This window comes from Fictibacillus sp. EA-CB0309 (assembly GCF_055814265.1).
The window spans coordinates 2,241,387-2,261,830 of the sequence record NZ_CP169271.1 but is presented as its reverse complement, the minus strand read 5'-3'; the positions used below and the strand labels follow the sequence as shown (position 1 = coordinate 2,261,830).

The following is a 20,444-nucleotide window of genomic DNA, read 5'->3' as shown; positions in this document are numbered from 1 at the left end:
ACTATGATAAGTTAATTGGAGGCAAAGTTCGTGCCTGCCATTCTCGAAGAAGCCCTAGTTAATCAATTTTACCGTAATAACATTATGTAAACTAATAAGATTTCGCGTTTTACTATAATCCAATATTTGATATAATGTTACAGTTAGATGATTCACTAGATTCAAATAATGGGACGGATTATTAAGCAGTAGAGGCAATAAGGAGTGAAGGTGTCTTGGATACTACGAAAGACAATCTTAAAGAAACAACGAATGATAAAAAAAGAGACTACTCACAATACTTTCAAACCACTTATGCTCCACCTTCTTTAAAAGACGCAAAAAAGCGTGGTAAAGAGCAGATTCAAATACTAAAGGATTTTTCCATTCCGGAAAACTTGAAAGATATTGGCGTTGGAAAAAAGTTTTACATTCGTACGTATGGATGTCAGATGAACGAACATGATACAGAAGTTATGGCTGGTATCTTAAATGAAATGGGATATGAGACTACACATTCTACAGAAGAAGCGGATATTATCCTTCTTAACACATGTGCAATCCGTGAAAATGCTGAAAATAAAGTGTTTGGTGAACTTGGACATCTAAAACATACGAAAGCGAATAACCCGAATCTTCTTTTAGGTGTATGCGGATGTATGTCGCAAGAAGAATCGGTAGTGAATCGAATTTTATCAACTTATCCTCAAGTAGATATGATCTTTGGTACGCACAACATTCATCGTCTGCCTCAGATTATTGAGAACGCATTATTCTCAAAAGAAATGGTAGTTGAGGTTTGGTCAAAAGAAGGGGATATCGTTGAGAATCTTCCAAGAAAGCGTAAGGGTAACGTTAAGGGCTGGGTAAATATCATGTATGGCTGCGATAAGTTCTGTACGTATTGTATTGTTCCATATACAAGAGGAAAAGAACGAAGCCGCCATCCTCAAGATATCATTGAAGAAGTAAGACAGCTGGCTAGAGAAGGATATAAAGAAGTAACGCTGTTAGGGCAAAATGTTAACGCATACGGTAAGGATTTTGAGGATCTTGACTATGGACTTGGTGACCTGATGGATGAAATCCGCAAGATCGACATTCCAAGACTTCGCTTTACAACAAGTCATCCTCGTGATTTTGATGACAGACTGATTGAAGTTCTTGCTAAAGGCGGAAATATCGTTGACCATGTTCATTTACCTGTACAACATGGAAACAGTGATGTATTGAAATTAATGGCACGTAAATACACACGTGAACACTACCTAGAGCTTGTAAATAAGATTAAAGCTGCTATGCCGAATGTTGCTCTAACAACCGATATTATCGTTGGTTTTCCGAATGAAACAGATGAGCAATTTGAAGAGACCTTAACTCTTGTAAAAGAGGTACAATATGATGCTGCTTATACGTTCATCTATTCACCGCGTGAAGGTACTCCAGCAGCAAAAATGCATGACAATGTACCGATGGAAGTTAAACGAGAGCGCCTTCAGCGATTGAACGCGATTCTAAACGATATTTCTTTAGAAAAGAATAAAGCTTATGTTGGTAAAGTGGTTGAAGTGTTAGTTGAGGGAGAAAGCAAAAAAATCCTGATGTACTCACAGGTCACACAGGTTCCAACAAAGTAGTAAACTTTAAAGCTCCTAAGCACTTGATTGGTGAAATCGTTAAAGTTCGAATTACCGATGCTAAAACGTGGAACCTTGGCGGAGAATGGGTAGAAGAAAAATCAGAGGTGGTAAGCTAATGAGCACATATACAAAGGAAGATATTTTAGGAAAAGCGAAAGAACTAGCTAAAATGATCGCAACTACTGATGAAGTAGAATTTTTCAAAAAAGCAGAAGCACAGATTAACACGAACGCAAACGTAGCAAGACTGATGGGCCAAATCAAGAATCTTCAAAAACAAGCTGTAAATCTTCAACATTATCAAAAGCATGAAGCTTCAAGAGAAGTAGAGGAAAAGATCGATGCACTCATGGCAGAACTGGACAGTATCCCAGTTGTTCAAGAGTTTAAACAGTCTCAAAGCGATGTAAATGACATTTTGCAGATGGTATCTCATACAATCTCTAACAAAGTGACGGATGAAATCATTGAATCTACTGGAGGCGACCTTTTAAAAGGTACAACTGGTTCACAAGAAGGCTGTTCACCTGGCGGCTGCGGCTGTCACTAAATAGTTCTAGATCTTATTTAAACACGGTGTCTATCCTAGGCATCGTGTTTTCTTATTTTTATATACTTCTTTGTAAATAAAACTAAAACCCACTTGTCCATTTTTTTCATTGCCAGTTGTTTTAAGATGCGTGACGAGTAGTCAGGTGAGACACATAAGACGCATAACCCCTGCGGAAAACGAGCCTGGAGCGGATTAGCCACTTTCAAGAGCAACATAGTTTTCGAATACAGCTTTTGATGAAAATTTAGTTCAAAAAGCAACTTGATCTTTGGTTGAAGGTGTTTTTAAGTCTTTTAATGTCAAAATAGATGCAGTATTGGGTAACGAAACTGGTCTTACATATACCGGTAGTGGTATTAAGCTCCGGCAATCCAGAAGTTTAGGCACGCAATCCAAAAATATTGACTGTTTATCCACGAGATTTAGCTATCAATCCAAAAATTTTTGCAATTTATCCACGAGTCTGCAATCCTCGACAAATTTCACGATCTATATACCTTTGTCGCTGTCGAAAATCGATGCCCCGCGAAAAGGCAGCATCCTGAAGCGGAGATCAAATACACACAAAAGCAACCAAGATCACAAAAAAATTTCACGTACCGTACATAAATAATATTTTTAGAACATTGGACAACAAGCGCCCATATACTTACAGTAATTGTGATTTTACATCATTCAAGCACAATAGGCATTCGCCCAGCATACAATGTATGGAGATTGGTAGAGGAGGGATTCATGTATGTCAAGACGCGTTGAACAAGAGCTGACTTACAGAGAGATCATCACGAAAGCGGTTTGCGGGAAAGGCAGAAAATTTTCTCAGGCCACACATACAATTGCACCGAGCCATCGGCCGAGCAGCATTTTAGGTGCTGGATTATTAATCATGCTTATAAACCTAAGCGAAATGGTGAAGCAGTGGACGTAGAAGGAAGCTATGATATCAATGTCTGGTATTCTTACAACGATAACACTCGTACCGAAGTTGTAACAGAAACCATTCACTTTGTAGACAAAGTAGATCTTAGTGTGAGAGATAAAAACGCACTTGGGAATCAATATGAAGTATCCTGCCGTGCTCTTCAAGAACCAAATACACTCGAAGCAACGATTTCACCTAACGGCAATAAAGTCATCGTTCAAGTAGAAAGAGAGTTTGTATGTGAGGTTATTGGTGAAACAAAAGTATGTGTGTATGTGAACCCAGATGGATTTGATGATGATCATAAGAGGGATTGGGAATATGATGTAGAAGATGAAAATTTTGAAGATCTTGATCCTAACTTCTTAATCGGTGACCTGGAAGAATAATGAGCGGGGAGAAAGCTTCCCGTTTTTTTCATGCAGAGAAAACGATAGTACGTGTAAATTATGATATAATAGCGACATTGAAATGTTATGAAAAAGGTGAAATTATGGCACAACATACTCCAATGATTCAACAATATTTATCAATTAAGGCAGCTCACCAGGATGCCTTTTTATTTTTTCGTCTAGGCGATTTTTATGAAATGTTTTTTGATGATGCAGTTAAAGCGGCACAGATACTTGAAATTACACTCACAAGCAGAGATGGGGGTTCTAAGGACCGAATTCCAATGTGTGGAGTGCCTTATCATTCTTCTGCTGGTTATATAAAAACACTCGTTGAGAACGGACACAAAGTAGCAATCTGCGAACAAGTGGAAGACCCGAAACAGTCCGTCGGGGTTGTAAAGCGTGAAGTAATTCAGATCATTACACCAGGAACAGTTATTGATGATCATTTGTTACAAGACAGAGAAAATAACTATCTTGTATCGATCGAAAAAGAGAAAGAAACTTATGCTTATATCCTATGTGACTTGTCTACCGGTGAGTTGAAAGGCTATACATATTCCGGAAATGACCTTTCTTTTATTCAATTACTGTTAAGTCATGGAGTAAAAGAAATAGTAGGAAACAAAGAGTTATCCGATGCTTGGACGAGCACCGTAACACAAGCTGGACAAGCATCGATTTCCATTCAAGAAGATAATAAACTTGAAAATCAGTTCAGTCATCTTGTCAACACCATTACGCATCCAGCATTAATACGTGCTGCAGGCAGATTGTTTTGTTATCTAACTCATACACAAAAACGTTCATTCCAGCATATTAAGCAGGTTGAATTTCATCAGAACGATAGAAGAATGAAGCTAGATGCGTTCTCGAAACGCAATTTAGAACTAACCGAATCAATCCGAGCTAAAGGAAAAAAGGGTCATTGCTTTGGCTTTTAGATGCTACGATGACTGCGATGGGTGCGAGGAAGTTAAAACAGTGGGTAGAAGAACCACTGTTTGTGAAAGAGACGATTGAAAAACGTCTTCAACTCGTCGAGAACTTAATCAGTGATTTTTTTGTGCGAGAAGATATAAAAGAGCAATTAAAGTCTGTTTATGATATGGAGCGTCTGACTGCAAAGATTTCGTACGGAAACGCTAGTCCAAGAGATTTAGTTCAATTAAAACGCTCACTTTTAAGTGTCCCTGTTTTAAAAGAAAAGATTAGCGGCATTCAAGGAGCTTATGCTGCTGAGCTGCATGCGAAGATGAATGATCATAAGACACTTGCGGACTTTTTAGACTCTGCCATTCACGATGAAGCACCTATTAACATTAAAGAGGGCGGTCTAATCAAGTCAGGTTATAATGAAAAGCTTGATGAATATAAAGACGCGAGCAGCAACGGTAAAGCATGGATCGCTTCACTTGAGCAGCAAGAGAAGGCAGCTTCTGGCATTAAGTCGTTAAAAATCGGTTTCAATAAAATTTTCGGCTATTATATCGAGGTAACAAAATCTAACTTATCGCAAGTACCAGAGCGCTATGAGCGAAAACAAACACTAGCAAATGCTGAGCGCTACGTTACCCGGAACTTAAAGAGAAAGAGCGAATTATTTTAGAAGCCGAAGAGAAGATTTCAGGACTTGAATATACACTCTTTTTAGAAGTGAGAGATCACGTGAAACAATATATTCCTGGTCTTCAAGAACTCGCTGCAGCCATTTCAGAACTGGATGTTATTCAGTCTTTTGCAGCGATAAGTGAACAATACCGATACGTAAGACCAACTGTTTCTGAGGATGGAAAAGTAAATATTATCGGTGGAAGACATCCTGTTGTTGAAAAAGTCATGGACGCCCAGGAGTATGTTCCGAATGACATTTATTTAAATCACGAACGAAGTATGCTCCTGATCACTGGACCAAACATGGCTGGTAAAAGTACGTATATGCGTCAGCTTGCCTTAACGTCTGTTATGATGCAGATCGGCTGCTTTGTTCCGGCTGAGAGTGCAGAGTTGCCTATGTTCGATCAGATCTTTACGCGAATCGGAGCTGCTGATGATTTAGTAGGTGGACAAAGTACGTTCATGGTCGAGATGCTCGAAACGAACTTTGCTCTTACGAGTGCAACGGAAAATAGTTTAATTCTTTTAGATGAAATCGGGCGTGGAACATCTACGTATGATGGTATGGCTTTAGCGCAATCTATTATTGAATTCATACACGAAAAGATATCAGCAAAGACACTGTTTTCTACTCACTATCATGAGCTTACTGTATTAGAACAATCATTACCAACTCTTAAGAACGTATTTGTAAGTGCAGTAGAGGAAAATGGAAGTCTTGTATTTTTGCATAAAGTAATCGATGGACAAGCCGATAAAAGCTTTGGTATTCAAGTGGCAGAGTTAGCTGAACTTCCAACAGAGGTCATTTCAAGAGCAAAGACCATTTTACAAACGTATGAGAATCATGAAAAAGAGAAGCGCTGCCTATTCAAGAGGTATCTGCTACAAAAGAGGAACAGATAGAAGAAAGTCAGCTGAGTCTTTTTACAGACAAAAGCGAGAATGTTAAAAAAGAGATCCAAAAGAACTCGACATTATTAAAGAAATAAAGAGTTTAAATGTATTAGAGATGACACCGCTTGATGCGATGAATGCTTTATATAAACTGCAGAAAAAAGTGAAATAAAAGGAGGCGCTATATTATGGGCAAAATCGTACAGCTAGATGAACATTTATCAAATAAAATCGCTGCTGGTGAAGTCGTTGAACGCCCTGCCTCAGTTGTAAAAGAACTTGTTGAAAATTCGATTGATGCGAATGCAACAAGAATCGAGATCGAAGTAGAAGAGGGCGGTCTGTCACTGATCCGTGTTCTAGATAACGGGGACGGTATCGAGCCGGATGACTGTGTGCTTGCTTTTAATCGCCATGCAACAAGCAAGATTAAAAGTGAGCAAGACTTAATTCAGATCAAGACGATGGGTTTTCGAGGAGAAGCATTGCCAAGTATCTCGTCAGTCGCTCAAGTGGAACTTAAATCTTCTACAGGGGATGGGCCTGGTGCCTATCTGTTCATTGAGAACGGCAAGATTATGAATCAGCAGCAGACAAATAGCAGAAAAGGCACAGATCTCACAGTTCGAAATTTGTTTTATAACACACCAGCTCGTTTAAAGCATGTTAAAACGATACAGACCGAATTGGGCACGATCAGTGATCTTGTAAACAGACTTGCATTAGCAAATCCTAACGTTTCTTTTCGGTTAAAGCACAATGGAAAAGAGCTTCTGCATACATCAGGTAATGGTAATCTTCTGCAGATCATTTCTTCTGTTTATGGCATCCAAACAGCAAAAAATATGATTCCTGTTTCATTTTCTTCACTGGATTATGAAGTGTCTGGATATATTGCGAAACCGGAGATGAACCGGGCTTCACGGCAATACATGTCTCTTTTATGAACGGAAGGTACATTAAAAATTATGCAATCTCTAAAGCTATACAAAACGCCTATCACACGTTCTTGCCGATCGGACGTTTTCCAATAAGCATCCTGGCCGTTAAAATGGATCCGACCATCATAGACGTGAACGTACATCCATCTAAACACGAAGCGAGATTAAGCAAGGAAACAGAACTCGTTCAATTAGTAGAAAACGAGCTAAGAAAAGTAATAAGAAATCAGCAGCTTATTCCAGATGTTCAGTATAAGAAGAAGGAACAAAAGTCAAAAGATAGTGATGAGCAATCTTCTTTTTCCTTTGATTATCAAACGAAAAAAGAAGAAATAACAACAGATCCTTTCCCTGACTTAATACCCTCGCGAAGCTCCAATACTGCTCTTATGAGTAAACCAGATCCGGTTAATACTCAAATAAAAGAAGTGGCGAAACCTTTTGATGAAAATGAGGAAGGGCCAATCACAGCTAATGAGCCAGACTTGAATCAGGTTCAAAATCTTTCGAAATTAGAGGAAACGCAAGAAAAAATACCGGTCATGTATCCGATCGGCCAGATGCATGGAACATATATTCTAGCTCAAAATGAAAATGGGCTTTATATGATCGATCAGCATGCAGCACAAGAACGGATAAAGTACGAGTATTTTAGAAAAAAGTCGGACAAGTGGATCGAGAAGTCCAGCTTTTAACGGTTCCTTATACCTTTGAATTTACAGCGAGTGAGGCAGCCTTTCTAGAAAATCACATCCAACTCTTAAGTGAAGTGGGTCTGTTTCTAGAATCGTTTGGCCAAAATACATTTATCGTTAGAGAGCATCCACAATGGTTTCCAAAGAGTTATGAAAAGGAAATCATGATGGATATTATCCAACAGGTGCTCGATCACAGAAAAATTGACATTGAAAAACTTAGAGAAGAAGCGGCTATCATGATGTCTTGTAAAGGATCGATCAAAGCTAACCATCATTTAAGAAATGATGAAATCTTTGCATTATTAGAGTCACTAAGAGCATCAGAAGATCCATTTACATGTCCGCATGGAAGACCGATTACCATTCACTTATCAACGTATGAACTCGAAAAAATGTTTAAGCGAGTCATGTAGGAGTCTATCATGAAAGAAAAATTAGTAGTGATTGTAGGGCCAACCGCTGTTGGAAAAACGAAAACAAGTATTGAACTGGCAAAAGCGATAAACGGTGAAATTATTAGCGGAGATTCCATGCAGATCTATAAAGGGCTCGATATTGGAACTGCTAAGATAACAGAGGAAGAAAAAGAGGGAATCCCTCATTATCTAATCGATATAAAAGATCCTTCAGAACCCTTTTCAGTAGCTGAGTTTCAACAGTTAGCGAGGGAACGAATCTCAGAAATTAACAATAGGGGTAAGATTCCGATCATCGTAGGTGGAACAGGGTTATATGTGCGTGCAATTACTCATCATTATGAATTTTCTGAAGCACCCTGAAATAGTAAGGTTAGAGATCAGCTTCAAAAAAAGCAGATGTTGAAGGGGCAGATGTGCTGCATGCTGAATTAATGAAAGTTGATCCCGAGCGAGCAAAAGAAATTCACCCAAATAATGTACAGCGTGTAATCAGAGCGCTTGAAATTTACTACGAAACAGGAAATGTGCCTTCGCTACAACAGGGAAACAGAAAGCAAGACGATGAATCTCTCTATCAATTGGCATTAGTAGGTTTAACGATGGATCGTGAACGGTTATATAAACGGATAAACGAACGAGTCGATCTAATGGTCCAGCAAGGTGTGATCGAAGAAGCTAAAATGCTGTTAAGACAGGATATCACTAACAGTCTTGCAGCAAAAGCGATAGGATACAAAGAATTCTTTCCTTATCTTTTAGGCGAAAGTACGTTAGAAGAAGCGATTACAGTATTAAAACGTGATTCAAGACGATATGCTAAAAGACAATTCACATGGTTCCGTAACCAGATGGATGTAGAATGGTTTTCAATGGATGAAGCTTCTTTTCATAAAAAATTTATAGAAATTCGTCACTTTGTTGAAGGGAAATTAGAAATTTCCGAGAATGTATAAGGGTAATGCCCAAAGAGGAGGATCTGTTCACATGAAGCAATCAATCAATTTACAGGATCATTACTTAAACCAGTTACGTCGCGAAAACATTTATGTGACCGTATATTTGCTGAATGGTTTTCAGCTTAAAGGTTTAGTGAAGGGGTTTGACAACTTTACGGTTGTACTGGAGGCAGATGGTAAGCAGCACCTCATTTACAAGCATGCCATTTCAACGTTCACCCCACACCGAAATGTCGATTTATCTTCTGCAAATACGAATGAATAAAAAATACTCCCTACCTGCCTTGGTTAAAGGTTGTTAGGGAGTTTTTATTTTCCTCAAACTTTTAACGACTGTTCTAAGAATACCTCATATCTATATAATGTAAGATGCGATTTTAATCCAAACCACAACTGTACTTCTTCCTCAGTTTTTCCTTCCTTTAGAAGATTTAAAATAGACGTCCTCCTAAGATGCTGAGAACTAATTCCTTTTCTTAAACCCGACCGCTGAATTTCTTGCCTTAGCATTTTTTGAATGGCAATAGCCGTAAGCGGTTTTGGTTCATAATTTCCATAATCAAATCGGAAAGTTCCTCTTTGATAATCAAATGCTATAAAGAATCGGTCAGAAGAATAGTTCCTCGGTCTAATAGCTTCAGGAATATCTTCTTTGTAATCGTAAATTAATCGTTGTGTCTCATCATCAAGAGGAATCAAACGTGTTTCATTTTTATTTACCACAGTTAATTCATGCTGCGTAAAATGTAAGTGTTTCATTTCAATGTTCGTTATTTCTTGCAATGTTAAGCCGTAATGATATAGAAGCGATACAATTGCCTTATTCCTTTTAATCAGCAGGTGTCTAAATTTTTGTTGGTTTTCAGTTAACCCTTCATACGATGACAGCGTATGAAAGAGGGCTTGAAATTCTTCCTCTGAAATAAAATCCTCTTCCGTAAAATGAGTATCTTCTTTAAGTTTTTGTTCGAGTTCAACAAAAGGGTTGTATGTAATAAAACTGTTTCCATGCAGAAAGTGAAAGAGACTTTTTATTACGGTAAACACTCTTTTACTTGTAGCAGTTCTATACTCCCTTTGTTCAGTTAGAAATAAAAAATACTCATCTAAAATGGAAGCATCTAACTGTTGGATTACGTTTAAGTCATCTGCTTTTTTCAATACGCGCACCCAAGCAAAAAAATCACGAAGATCATAATAATAACGTTTGATCGTACTATTTTTTCTCCCTTTACGCTGTAAATGGGCAATAAATGAATCGGCATATTCGGGTAAGTGTGGATATTCTTCCATAATTGCCTCCTATAACCTCTTTTTCCCATTATAGCAAAGGCTTATTTTTTTGCATATTTCAAACAAGTCCTATGAAAACTATGTAAAAAAAGGGTGATGAATATGCGAAAAGTAGGATCGCTGCTAATATGTGCTATTTTCACATTAAGTGCTTGTTCAGGTAAAACGGGTTCGGGTGATGAGACACTCGATACGAAGCAGGTTAAATATGATACTTCAGAACGCAGACCGAATACTCAGATTGATTCACCGCTTGTTGTCGAAAAGTCTGATGAAGTTCATCAATCAAAAGATTTAGTTCAACTTGCCGAAAAAGTAAATGGGGTCGATAAAGCGTACGTAATTGTGAGTGGTATTTACACTTTAGTGGGAATAGTTCCATCAGTACCGGTTCAGCCGGGTGAAGAAAACGATTCTTTGCGAAAAGAAGTTTATAAAGTACTAAAAGGCAATGCACATGGAAGAAATGCTGCAATCACGACTGATCCTGAAAAGATTGAAGAAATAAAAAGAATAGGGAAGATTGCATCTCAGAGTAAACATGACTCAAAAAGCGGTGTTTACAACGAAATGGGTATTTTAATCGGGAAAATTCAGCCGGTGAAAGGGCATTCCCAATCAACTCAAAGGCAAGATATGCATGAAGATATGAATCAACATCGTGATGATTTGTACGAGTAGTAGGGAGGTTATTTCCTAAGGAAGCGCAGGAAGTGACAATGGTAGACATAAGGTTAACATAATAAATTTTATGTAAATAAAAAGCATTTTCCTATATGGAAAATGCTTTTAGCTGTTTTGAACAGGCTCAGTATCAGTAGTATGATAGACCGTAGCTGAAGGTTTGGCTGCAACTCTTAATTTCCCCGTTAAAAACGATGCAATGGTAATTGCGATAATTGATATAAGTGCGTTTTTGAATCCAAACATAACAACCGCAGAAGATACAATTATAAAATCAGTCACAAATAACGAAACGCCGCGGTTTATGTCTGATTTTTGCTCCAAGTAGAGAGCCAATATGTGAATTCCGCCTAGGGAAGCCCCAGAATTCAACACGAAACTTACGCCTATACCAATTAACGTACCCGCAATGACAGATGCAGCGATTGGAGAGATGAGAGGAAGAGTTAAATAATCCATCATATCTGAAATCGCCGAGATCAATAAGATGCATAGAAAAGTCGATAAAGAGAAAGTCCATCCTAGTTTTTTTATGGATAAGATAAAAAAGGGCAGATTTACGATTAAGAACAAGATGCCCCATGACCAGCTCGTCATAAAGGAGCCTAGAGTTGCGATTCCAGCTGTCCCGCCAAACGTTAAAGCGTGAAGCGTTAAAAGTTTTATGCCGATAGCTGTTAAAAATAATCCGATGAGGATCAAGATGATTTTTTGAAGTTTAATTTGCATGATTTTTCTTCCATTCGTAAGTAAACTTATTTCACATTATTTAACATAACACGGAAATCTTGCATACTTGAGTATTTTTATTCGTCTGAAAATAGAAAACGCTTTCAATTATCGAATAATTATTCATATGAAAAACAAAGCTTGTCTTTGTAGTAGATCTTAAGAGTTCAACATAAATTGATAACAGTGGATTAAGAAAGAGTATAGGCATTTGTCACGGAAAATTATGTTGCTGCGTATAATGATTCGACTGGCAAAGTGAGGTGGTACCGCTTGAATGAACCTATTGCGATAAAAAAGCAAAGGCAGATTAACATTGTCTTAAACCAAGGAAACGATAAAACTAAGATTGACGATGGAGCAACCCTAGCCGGAAAAGAAAAGGCATTGGAGCAGCATCATCCGCTACTCCGAATGGAAAAAGACTTAAATCGTTTAGTTGGAATGGAAGACTTAAAATATCACGTAAAAGAAATCTATGCATGGCTTCATATTAATAAATGCCGTCAAGAATTGGGAATGAAGGCTGAAAAGCAAGCTCTTCATATGTTGTTTAAAGGGAATCCTGGGACAGGAAAGACAACCGTAGCTAGAAAGCTGGGTACCCTTTTTCATGAGATGAAAGTACTCTCAAAAGGGCATCTGATCGAGGCGGAAAGAGCGGATCTTGTAGGTGAATATATTGGGCATACTGCTCAAAAAACAAGAGAGTTGTTAAAAAAGCAAGCGGGGAATTCTGTTTATTGATGAAGCGTATTCCTTAGGACGGGGCGGGGAAAAAGATTTTGGAAAAGAAGCCATCGATACACTAGTGAAAGCCATGGAAGATCAGCAGCATGATTTTATACTTATCCTCGCAGGATATCCAAAAGAGATGGAACGTTTTTTAAAACTTAATCCTGGGTTGCCATCAAGATTCCCAATCATGATTTCTTTTCCTGATTATTCCGTTGAAGAATTGATGGAGATTGCGAAAAGGATGATAACCGAAAGAGAATACGTTCTAACAAGAGATTGTGAATGGAAATTAAAAGCTCATATTGAAAGAGTAAAGAGTTCGAACCCTGGTTCTTTCTCTAATGGAAGATACATTCGTAACATGATTGAAAAAGCAGTTAGAAGACAATCGGTACGTCTTCTAAACGAAACGAGTCAAGACAGAAAAACATTGATGACGATACAAAGTGACGACCTGGTGCTAGAAGAACGGGATTCGATTTGATATGATGATAGGAGACTATGGAAAGCAGGGATCGCGAATTTGAACAAAAACAAAGATTCAGTTCAGGAAAAAGCGATTCTCGTCGGCTGTCAGCTTCCACGGCAGAACGACGAGCGTTTTTTTATTCAATGGAAGAATTAAAATCACTAACAAAAACAGCTCAAGGAACAGTCTGTGCTGTTATTACGCAGAAAAAGAGATAGATACGACTCAGCCACCTTTATTGGTAAAGGTAAAGTAGAAGAAATCATCACGCTTGAAGAAGAATTGGAAGCTGACATCATCATTTTCAACAGTGAACTATCACCTTCACAAGTACGAAATCTATCACAGCATTTCAACGCAAGAGTAATTGATCGCACACAGCTGATTCTGGATATCTTTGCACAGCGTGCGAAAACACGTGAAGGTAAACTTCAAGTTGAACTTGCACAACTCGAATATTTGCTGCCGAGACTCTCAGGAATAGGGGCAAGCCTTTCTAGATTAGGGGGCGGTATCGGAACAAGAGGTCCTGGTGAGACGAAACTCGAAAAAGACAGAAGACACATTCGTTTTCGTATTCATGAACTTAAACAGCAAATTAATTCAGTCGTAAGCCATAGAGAGAGGTATCGTGAGCGCCGCAAACATCAAGGGGCTTTCCAAGCAGCTCTGGTTGGCTACACAAATGCTGGGAAGTCAACGATATTCAATAAATTAACGGAGGCAGATAGTTATGAAGAAGATCAGTTATTTGCCACTCTGGATCCTTTAACAAGAAAAGTTAAACTCAAAAGTGGGTTCCAGATGCTTCTTACCGATACAGTAGGTTTTATCCAAGACTTGCCAACTTCACTAATTGCAGCTTTCAGATCAACACTTGAAGAGGCGGCTGAAGCTAATCTTCTCATTCATGTGATTGATGGATCAAGTGAGGATCGAGCACAACATGAGAAAACGGTTAAACGAATTTTAAGTGACCTAAATGCAAGCCATATACCCATGTTAACGGTCTATAATAAGAAAGATCAGTTTGCAGATGACTTTTTACCTGAAAATCCTTCGATCTCCATATCAGCTTTATCTGGTGAAGACATCTCGTTATTAAAAGATACCATTGAAAAAGAAGTAACAAAGCAGATGACTTTTTATCAAATCAAAGTACCTGCACATGAAGGTAAGCTTCTTTCACAACTGCGTGGAGAAACGATTCTTTTGCAGCAAGAATTTAATAAGGAAGAACTGGTTTATGAATGTAAGGGATACGCGTTATCCACTTCTTCCATTCCATCCATCAGCAACAAAGGAGAATAACATGTATTCGCAGTTTCAAAATGAAAAGATTCTAGAACAAACAACACGCAAGGTTACGGAACGAATTAAAAACGTACATGCCTCAATTGATGAAATGAGTGAGTTTAATCAACTTAAGGTTTTAAAAGCGTTTCAAAACAATCAAGTTGGCGACCATCATTTTCATCCTTCTACAGGCTATGGTTATGATGACAATGGGCGTGACACGCTTGAAAAGGTTTATGCAGATGTTTTCAAAGCAGAAGCGGCCATCGTAAGACCTCAAATTATTTCAGGCACTCACGCTATCACATTATCTTTGTTTGGTATGCTTCGTCCTGGTGATGAATTGCTATATATCACTGGAAAACCATATGACACCCTCGAAGAAATTGTTGGTATCAGAGGTACTGGTGAAGGTTCTTTAAAAGATTATGATATTTCTTATCAGCATGTAGATTTAACATCTGAGGGAAATATTGATTTTAATAATGTACAAAAAGCCATTTCTGAAAAAACAAAAGTGATCGGAATTCAAAGATCAAAAGGGTACGCTGATCGTCCTTCTTTTACCGTTGACGAAATCGAAGAGATGATAGCCTTCGTAAAAGAAATCAAAAAAGATGTAATTGTTTTTGTGGACAATTGTTATGGGGAATTTGTTGAACAAAGAGAGCCTATTGAAGCGGGAGCAGATATTATCGCAGGTTCATTGATTAAGAATCCAGGAGGTGGTCTAGCAAAGACTGGAGGCTACATCGCTGGAAAAGAAAATCTGATCAATAAAATTTCTTACCGTTTAACTTCCCCAGGAATAGGAAGAGAAGCAGGGGCGTCTCTTTACAGCCTTCAAGAGATGTATCAAGGGTTCTTTTTAGCTCCGCACGTTACGGCTCAAGCCTTAAAAGGAGCTGTATTTACGGCAGCATTCTTAGAAGAACTAGGTATGAAAACACGCCCTTCATGGGACGCAAAAAGAACCGATCTCATACAGTCGGTAATCTTCGAGGACAAAGAGCGGATGATCAAATTTTGTCAGGTCATTCAAAAAGCTTCTCCAATCAATTCGTATGCTGTTCCATATCCGGATTATATGCCTGGCTATGAAGATGACGTAATTATGGCAGCAGGAACATTTATTCAAGGAGCAAGTATCGAATTGACTGCCGATGGTCCGATACGTCCGCCATATATTGCATTCGTGCAAGGCGGATTAACGTACGAACATGTAAAGATTGCAGTAATAAGTGCAATTGATGAATTATTAACACATGGTTTAATTCAAAAATAAGCATTCTAAAAAAGGCCATAGAGCCTTTTTTGTTTGATGTCATTTTTTCTAACATTAGGATTGACATGTGAGCTTTTGTGACATAAGATATAAAAGAAGTTGAAAGGAGGTAGGCAATATGAACGATATGAATCGCCGGAACTTACCTTTGTTCCCAATCAGTATAGTGATGCAGCTGACTGAATTATCCGCAAGACAAATTCGTTATTATGAAGAAAATGATTTAATTCATCCTGCACGAACTGAAGGGAACCGTCGTTTATTCTCTTTTAACGATGTTGATAAACTTCTTGAGATCAAAGCACTTCTTGAACAAGGTGTTAACTTAGCTGGAATCAAAAGGGTGTTTGAGCTCAATGAACAGGCAGCAGAATTTATCAAAAACCAGCCAAATGTACAAGGTGTTCAACAAATTTCCGAATCTGCGCTTCATCGCAGGCTAAAAGGGAATTGATTCATGCTGGGCGGCACGGAAAGACATCTTTAATTCAAGGAGAACTTTCCAGGTTTTTTCATTGATAAGTTCTAATAATACTTAATGATTGAACAATCGCCATAATAGGCGTTTTATATTCAAAGGAGGAGAAAGATTTGTCTAAGTATACTAAAGAAGATATTTTAAGAATGGTAAAAGAAGAAAATGTAAGATTTATCCGTTTGCAGTTTACTGATTTACTGGGTGTTATCAAGAATGTTGAAATTCCAATTGGTCAGCTTGAAAAAGCTTTAGATAATAAGATGATGTTCGACGGATCCTCTATTGAAGGTTTCGTAAGAATTGAAGAATCGGATATGAATTTATACCCTGATTTAGATACATTCATGATCTTCCCTTGGACTTCTGAAAAAGGCAAAGTTGCACGTTTAATCTGTGATATCTTTATGCCCGATGGAAATCCATTCGATGGTGACCCGCGTGGTATTCTAAAGCGAGTATTAAAAGAGATGGAAGATCTAGGGTTCTCAGACTTCAACATTGGACCTGAGCCAGAATTCTTCTTGTTCAAAAATGATGAAAAAGGTGAACCTACACTTGAATTAAATGATAAAGGCGGATACTTTGACCTAGCTCCTACAGACCTTGGTGAAAACTGCCGTAGAGATATCGTATTAGAACTAGAAGACATGGGCTTTGAAATTGAAGCTTCTCACCATGAGGTAGCACCTGGTCAGCACGAGATCGACTTTAAATATGCTGATGCGGTAAGCACATGTGATAACATTCAAACGTTCAAGCTTGCAGTAAAAACAATTGCGCGCAAACATGGCCTTCACGCTACATTCATGGCTAAACCACTGTTTGGTGTGAATGGATCTGGAATGCACGCGAACATGTCTCTATTCAAAGATGGAGAAAACGTTTTCTATGATGAGAAATCAGAAACTGGTTTAAGTGAAACAGCAATGCATTTCTTAGCAGGTATTTTAAAGCACGCTCAAGACTTTACAGCGATCACAAACCCGACTGTAAACTCTTATAAGCGTCTCGTTCCAGGTTACGAAGCACCTTGTTATGTTGCTTGGTCCATGCAAAACAGAAGCCCGCTTATTCGTATCCCGGCTTCTCGCGGAATCAGTACACGTATCGAGGTAAGAAGTGTTGACCCAACAGCTAACCCGTACCTTGCTATGGCAGTACTTCTAGCAGCTGGTCTTGACGGAATCAAGAACAAGCTGAATGCACCAAAGCCGATCGACAGAAACATCTATGTAATGGATAAAGAAGAGCGTGAAGCAGAAGGCATCCAAGATCTTCCTGCAACACTTAAAGAAGCTCTAACCCTATTCGCGAAAAATGAAGTTCTTACAAAAGCTCTTGGAGCGCATGCTACCGAGCACTTCATCGAAGCTAAAGAGATCGAGTGGGATATGTTCCGTACACAAGTTCACCCTTGGGAACGCGAACAATATATGAGCATGTATTAAAATGAAGTAACCCCTGACATTTGTTGTCAGGGGTTTATTGTTTATACATAAATATGAAAGATTCAATCAAACAGGCATTATAGATACGATTTGTTGAATACGAACAAAAAAAGTGGAGTCGTTACCAGCACTTAATGCAATGTGATCGGGTTGTACTTCGACAAGTACACCTCTAATCGTATCTTTTGTTGTTTCTACGACTAGGTCTTTACCTACTACCGATCGCAGACGATTCACTACGAACGGATCTACCAACGTCATATATTGAGTGTTACCATTTTGGTTTCTAGATTGTTCATAAGGATTATAGTACATGATTCATTCCTCCTGTATGGATATCCGTACACCTTATGCATATAGAGGGCGAGGGGTGAGAGCGCCTAACGGTTATAATAACATGAAAAAGAGAAGCAGCTTAACATGCTGCTTCTCTTTTACGTATTTTTTGAATTAGTGAATACTTCTATATACTCCAATTACTTTACCAAGTATCGTACAGCTTTGTAGAATAATTGGTTCCATCGATGAATTTTCAGGCTGTAGGCGAATGTGATTCTTTTCTTTAAAGAAACGTTTTACCGTCGCTTCATCTTCATCGGTCATAGCTACGATGATATCTCCATTGTTAGCGGTAGGCTGTTGTTTAACAACAACTAAGTCTTTATTGAAAATACCTGCTTCAATCATACTATCTCCGACTACAGAAAGCATAAATACGTTCTCATCACCTACAACATGTTCAGGTAATGGGAAATATTCTTCTACGTTTTCAATCGCACTTATTGGAAGCCCCGCTGTTACTTTACCGATTACAGGGATAGAGACGGAACGAACGGATGGGATATTGTCTTCTAATCCTAATACTTCGATCGCTCTAGGCTTAGTTGGGTCTCTGCGAATGAGCCCTTTTTTTCAAGTCTAGCTAAATGTCCGTGCACTGTAGAGCTTGAAGCAAGACCTACTGCTTCCCCAATTTCTCGAACAGAAGGGGATATCCTTTTTGTGAAACTTCCTCTTTTATGAAAGCCAGGATATCCAATTGTCGTCTGGATAACTTAGTCATTTTTAAGCACCTCACCGAATTTTTTATCTATAAAAAGTATAGCATGGCTAAAACGCATATACAAACATAAGTTCGAAAAAATAGTTGACACCGAACAAACGTTCCAGTTATGATAATAACATAAGATGCGAACAAACGTTTGTTGAAAGGGGATATCACAATGAAACAAGGGACAATGCATGTTATTGTATTTTTAGGGTTGTTAGGTGGTATATTTTTTACGTTATCAAATCTTGCATCACAAGAAGCGCAATATATAGAGGTAACCATACAAGAAGGAGATTCACTATGGAGTCTTTCTGAAGAATATAACGCAAAACATCATTATTCCAACTGGGAATTTATAAAATGGGTTGAAAAGAAGAACAGCGTAAATGCGTCAGCTGTTTTTCCAGGGCAGAGAGTAATCATACCGGTAAATAAATAAACAAAGCGGGTTTTGAACAAATGAAAGCTATTATATACTGCAGAGTAAGTACTGAAAAAGAAGAACAAGTTACATCAATTGAGAGACAAGAAGCTGAATTGAAAAAGTTAGCGAAACAATTTGGTTTTGATGTAATAGAATGTTTTAGTGAAAAGGCAAGCGGATATTCACTTGATCGTGAAGAATTATTAAATGTTCTTGATTTGGCAAGAGACGGTGAATTTAACTATCTTCTCATTCAAGATGATACTCGTCTTGGGAGAGGAAAGGCAAAGATGGCTATTTTGCATCAATTATTGAAATACAACATAAAAGTATATACACTCTCTAATAACGGAGAATACAATTTGACTGAGGCAGATGAAATGGTCTTGGAGATCGTATCTACTGTCGAAGAATACCAGCGTAAGCTCCACAACATGAAAATAAAACGGGGCATGAGAAAAGCGGTTAAAGACGGATATAAACCGCAGAGAAACTTAAGTAATAACACAAATGGAGGACGAGACAAAAAAGAAGTGCCAATTTCAGAAATTGTTCGCTTAAAGAACATGAAGCTGACATTTCATGACATAGCTTTAACGCTTAAAGGATTAGGGTTTAATGTATCAAAAGCTACTGTACATAGGAGATACAAAGAGCACATGGAAAATACAGATAACTAGAAATTCCTTTCATACTACTGTAGGATAGAATGAAGAATGTTGTAAAAGGAGTTTTTCATCATGTTATCAAAAGATAAAATGCAAAGAATAAATGATTTGTCTAGAAAGTCAAAACAAACGGAACTAACATCAGCAGAAAAAGCAGAACAAAAAAGCTAAGAGAAGAGTATTTACAAGTCTTCCGTAAGTCTTTTGTTCAAGATCTGCATGGTATGACATTTGTAGATCCTAACGGTGATGATGTAACACCAGAAAAATTAAAAAGAAGTAAAGATAATAAAAAGAACCTTAAACAATAATATAGGATGCCTATTTACATAACTGTAAATAGGCATTTTTTCTGTTGCAATCTATACATATTAGTATATACTGTTATATAACAACTTTGAAAGGGGAGAATATTTTGACTTTTTCAATTACAAGTGCAGCAGCTAATCTGTATAAGGATATTCAACTAGAGGCAAAGGAGGGTTTAAGACTCTTCGTTAAATATGCAGGAAGTGGAGACTCAGGAGGTTTTTCACTTGGTGTGACACCTGCAGTTCCTGAAGAAAACGATTACATCCAAGAAGTTGATGGTCTTCGTTTTTTTGTACGATCTGAAGAAAAATGGTTTGTTGAAAATATGAAACTTGATTATGATGAGCAAACTGATTATTTTTCTTGTCATATTCCAGGAATCGCATAAACGTAAAACCGTCTGTACTACAACAACGAAAATGTTGGAAAGTATCAGGCGGTTTTTGTATGTTTTCACAAGGGAATGGTAAAATAACAATAGCTCATAAAGTGTTTATCTTGTCTAAATGGACTTGAACGTTTATTATGAAAGTCAAAACTGTTTAGTACATA

Annotated in this window: 13 protein-coding genes and 9 pseudogenes; 18 read left to right on the top strand and 4 right to left on the bottom strand. The window is 37.9% G+C overall.

Annotated elements, in window-relative coordinates; translation table 11 throughout:
* Nucleotides 1–215: 215 nt before the first annotated feature.
* From miaB to hfq, 8 genes and pseudogenes are all read left to right on the top strand, one after another.
* Nucleotides 216–1,735 (top strand): annotated as a pseudogene (gene miaB, locus ACEWFH_RS12565) (tRNA (N6-isopentenyl adenosine(37)-C2)-methylthiotransferase MiaB).
* Complete coding sequence (locus tag ACEWFH_RS12560; RefSeq protein WP_473724310.1) at nucleotides 1,735–2,169, top strand: YlbF/YmcA family competence regulator; 435 nt, start codon at nucleotides 1,735–1,737, stop codon at nucleotides 2,167–2,169. The pseudogene miaB and the gene ACEWFH_RS12560 overlap by 1 nt, the downstream one beginning before the upstream one ends.
* Nucleotides 2,170–2,911: 742 nt before the next feature.
* Nucleotides 2,912–3,483, top strand: a pseudogene (cotE, locus tag ACEWFH_RS12555) (outer spore coat protein CotE).
* A gap of 104 nt (nucleotides 3,484–3,587) precedes the next feature.
* Complete coding sequence (locus ACEWFH_RS12550) at nucleotides 3,588–4,433, top strand: MutS N-terminal domain-containing protein (RefSeq protein WP_473724309.1); 846 nt, start codon at nucleotides 3,588–3,590, stop codon at nucleotides 4,431–4,433.
* Between the two features lie 8 nt (nucleotides 4,434–4,441).
* Nucleotides 4,442–6,175 (top strand): annotated as a pseudogene (mutS, locus tag ACEWFH_RS12545) (DNA mismatch repair protein MutS).
* Between the two features lie 16 nt (nucleotides 6,176–6,191).
* Nucleotides 6,192–8,055 (top strand): annotated as a pseudogene (mutL, locus tag ACEWFH_RS12540) (DNA mismatch repair endonuclease MutL).
* A 9-nt stretch (nucleotides 8,056–8,064) separates the two neighbouring features.
* Nucleotides 8,065–9,014: pseudogene (miaA, locus tag ACEWFH_RS12535) on the top strand (tRNA (adenosine(37)-N6)-dimethylallyltransferase MiaA).
* Nucleotides 9,015–9,045: 31 nt separating this feature from the next.
* Nucleotides 9,046–9,282: an RNA chaperone Hfq gene (hfq, locus tag ACEWFH_RS12530; RefSeq protein ID WP_066241024.1), complete on the top strand. Its 237-nt coding sequence runs from the start codon at nucleotides 9,046–9,048 to the stop codon at nucleotides 9,280–9,282.
* 53 nt (nucleotides 9,283–9,335) lie between these two features.
* On the opposite strand, the gene ACEWFH_RS12525 is transcribed toward hfq, so the two are convergent.
* On the bottom strand, nucleotides 9,336–10,310 hold the full coding sequence (locus ACEWFH_RS12525) for a tyrosine-type recombinase/integrase (protein ID WP_473724308.1): 975 nt from the start codon (nucleotides 10,308–10,310) through the stop codon (nucleotides 9,336–9,338).
* Nucleotides 10,311–10,412: 102 nt separating this feature from the next.
* Between ACEWFH_RS12525 and ACEWFH_RS12520 the strand changes: the two genes are divergently transcribed.
* Nucleotides 10,413–10,991 (top strand): YhcN/YlaJ family sporulation lipoprotein, encoded by a 579-nt coding sequence (locus ACEWFH_RS12520; protein WP_473724307.1) that lies wholly within the window; start codon nucleotides 10,413–10,415, stop codon nucleotides 10,989–10,991.
* A 108-nt stretch (nucleotides 10,992–11,099) separates the two neighbouring features.
* On the opposite strand, the gene ACEWFH_RS12515 is transcribed toward ACEWFH_RS12520, so the two are convergent.
* On the bottom strand, nucleotides 11,100–11,723 hold the full coding sequence (locus ACEWFH_RS12515) for a YitT family protein (RefSeq protein WP_473724306.1): 624 nt from the start codon (nucleotides 11,721–11,723) through the stop codon (nucleotides 11,100–11,102).
* A gap of 273 nt (nucleotides 11,724–11,996) precedes the next feature.
* On the opposite strand from ACEWFH_RS12515, the pseudogene spoVK reads away from it, so the two are divergent.
* The 5 genes and pseudogenes from spoVK to glnA all read left to right on the top strand — a co-directional run bounded on the left by spoVK (nucleotide 11,997) and on the right by glnA (nucleotide 17,437).
* Nucleotides 11,997–12,945, top strand: a pseudogene (gene spoVK, locus ACEWFH_RS12510) (stage V sporulation protein K).
* Between the two features lie 174 nt (nucleotides 12,946–13,119).
* Nucleotides 13,120–14,241, top strand: a complete 1,122-nt coding sequence (gene hflX / locus ACEWFH_RS12505; RefSeq protein WP_473724305.1) for a GTPase HflX — start codon at nucleotides 13,120–13,122, stop codon at nucleotides 14,239–14,241.
* A gap of 1 nt (nucleotide 14,242) precedes the next feature.
* Nucleotides 14,243–15,511: a methionine gamma-lyase family protein gene (locus ACEWFH_RS12500; protein WP_473727295.1), complete on the top strand. Its 1,269-nt coding sequence runs from the start codon at nucleotides 14,243–14,245 to the stop codon at nucleotides 15,509–15,511.
* A 118-nt stretch (nucleotides 15,512–15,629) separates the two neighbouring features.
* Nucleotides 15,630–15,855 (top strand): annotated as a pseudogene (locus ACEWFH_RS12495) (MerR family transcriptional regulator); the annotation flags it as partial.
* A 247-nt stretch (nucleotides 15,856–16,102) separates the two neighbouring features.
* Entirely contained in the window at nucleotides 16,103–17,437 is a 1,335-nt protein-coding gene (gene glnA / locus ACEWFH_RS12490; RefSeq protein WP_473724304.1) for a type I glutamate--ammonia ligase, read from the top strand.
* A 66-nt stretch (nucleotides 17,438–17,503) separates the two neighbouring features.
* Here glnA and ACEWFH_RS12485 read toward each other — a convergent pair whose 3' ends face one another.
* On the bottom strand, nucleotides 17,504–17,752 hold the full coding sequence (locus ACEWFH_RS12485) for a DUF2642 domain-containing protein (protein WP_473724303.1): 249 nt from the start codon (nucleotides 17,750–17,752) through the stop codon (nucleotides 17,504–17,506).
* 135 nt (nucleotides 17,753–17,887) lie between these two features.
* Nucleotides 17,888–18,500 (bottom strand): annotated as a pseudogene (gene lexA / locus ACEWFH_RS12480) (transcriptional repressor LexA).
* A 160-nt stretch (nucleotides 18,501–18,660) separates the two neighbouring features.
* On the opposite strand from lexA, the gene yneA reads away from it, so the two are divergent.
* The 4 genes and pseudogenes from yneA to ACEWFH_RS12460 all read left to right on the top strand — a co-directional run bounded on the left by yneA (nucleotide 18,661) and on the right by ACEWFH_RS12460 (nucleotide 20,280).
* Complete coding sequence (yneA, locus tag ACEWFH_RS12475; protein WP_473724302.1) at nucleotides 18,661–18,927, top strand: cell division suppressor protein YneA; 267 nt, start codon at nucleotides 18,661–18,663, stop codon at nucleotides 18,925–18,927.
* Between the two features lie 20 nt (nucleotides 18,928–18,947).
* Entirely contained in the window at nucleotides 18,948–19,592 is a 645-nt protein-coding gene (locus ACEWFH_RS12470) for a YneB family resolvase-like protein (RefSeq protein WP_473724301.1), read from the top strand.
* A gap of 60 nt (nucleotides 19,593–19,652) precedes the next feature.
* Nucleotides 19,653–19,891, top strand: a pseudogene (locus ACEWFH_RS12465) (DUF896 domain-containing protein).
* Between the two features lie 104 nt (nucleotides 19,892–19,995).
* On the top strand, nucleotides 19,996–20,280 hold the full coding sequence (locus ACEWFH_RS12460; RefSeq protein WP_473724300.1) for a HesB/YadR/YfhF family protein: 285 nt from the start codon (nucleotides 19,996–19,998) through the stop codon (nucleotides 20,278–20,280).
* The last annotated feature ends 164 nt before the right edge of the window (nucleotides 20,281–20,444 follow it).

Bases quoted from the DNA above. Each gene is read 5' to 3' on its own strand.
- ACEWFH_RS12470 (WP_473724301.1), top strand. From the start codon at position 18,948: ATGAAAGCTATTATATACTGCAGAGTAAGTACTGAAAAAGAAGAACAA.
- yneA (WP_473724302.1), top strand. From the start codon at position 18,661: ATGAAACAAGGGACAATGCATGTTATTGTATTTTTAGGGTTGTTAGGT.
- ACEWFH_RS12560 (WP_473724310.1), top strand. From the start codon at position 1,735: ATGAGCACATATACAAAGGAAGATATTTTAGGAAAAGCGAAAGAACTA.
- ACEWFH_RS12515 (WP_473724306.1), bottom strand. From the start codon at position 11,723: ATGCAAATTAAACTTCAAAAAATCATCTTGATCCTCATCGGATTATTT.
- ACEWFH_RS12525 (WP_473724308.1), bottom strand. From the start codon at position 10,310: ATGGAAGAATATCCACACTTACCCGAATATGCCGATTCATTTATTGCC.
- hfq (WP_066241024.1), top strand. From the start codon at position 9,046: ATGAAGCAATCAATCAATTTACAGGATCATTACTTAAACCAGTTACGT.
- ACEWFH_RS12550 (WP_473724309.1), top strand. From the start codon at position 3,588: ATGGCACAACATACTCCAATGATTCAACAATATTTATCAATTAAGGCA.
- ACEWFH_RS12520 (WP_473724307.1), top strand. From the start codon at position 10,413: ATGCGAAAAGTAGGATCGCTGCTAATATGTGCTATTTTCACATTAAGT.
- ACEWFH_RS12485 (WP_473724303.1), bottom strand. From the start codon at position 17,752: ATGTACTATAATCCTTATGAACAATCTAGAAACCAAAATGGTAACACT.
- ACEWFH_RS12500 (WP_473727295.1), top strand. From the start codon at position 14,243: ATGTATTCGCAGTTTCAAAATGAAAAGATTCTAGAACAAACAACACGC.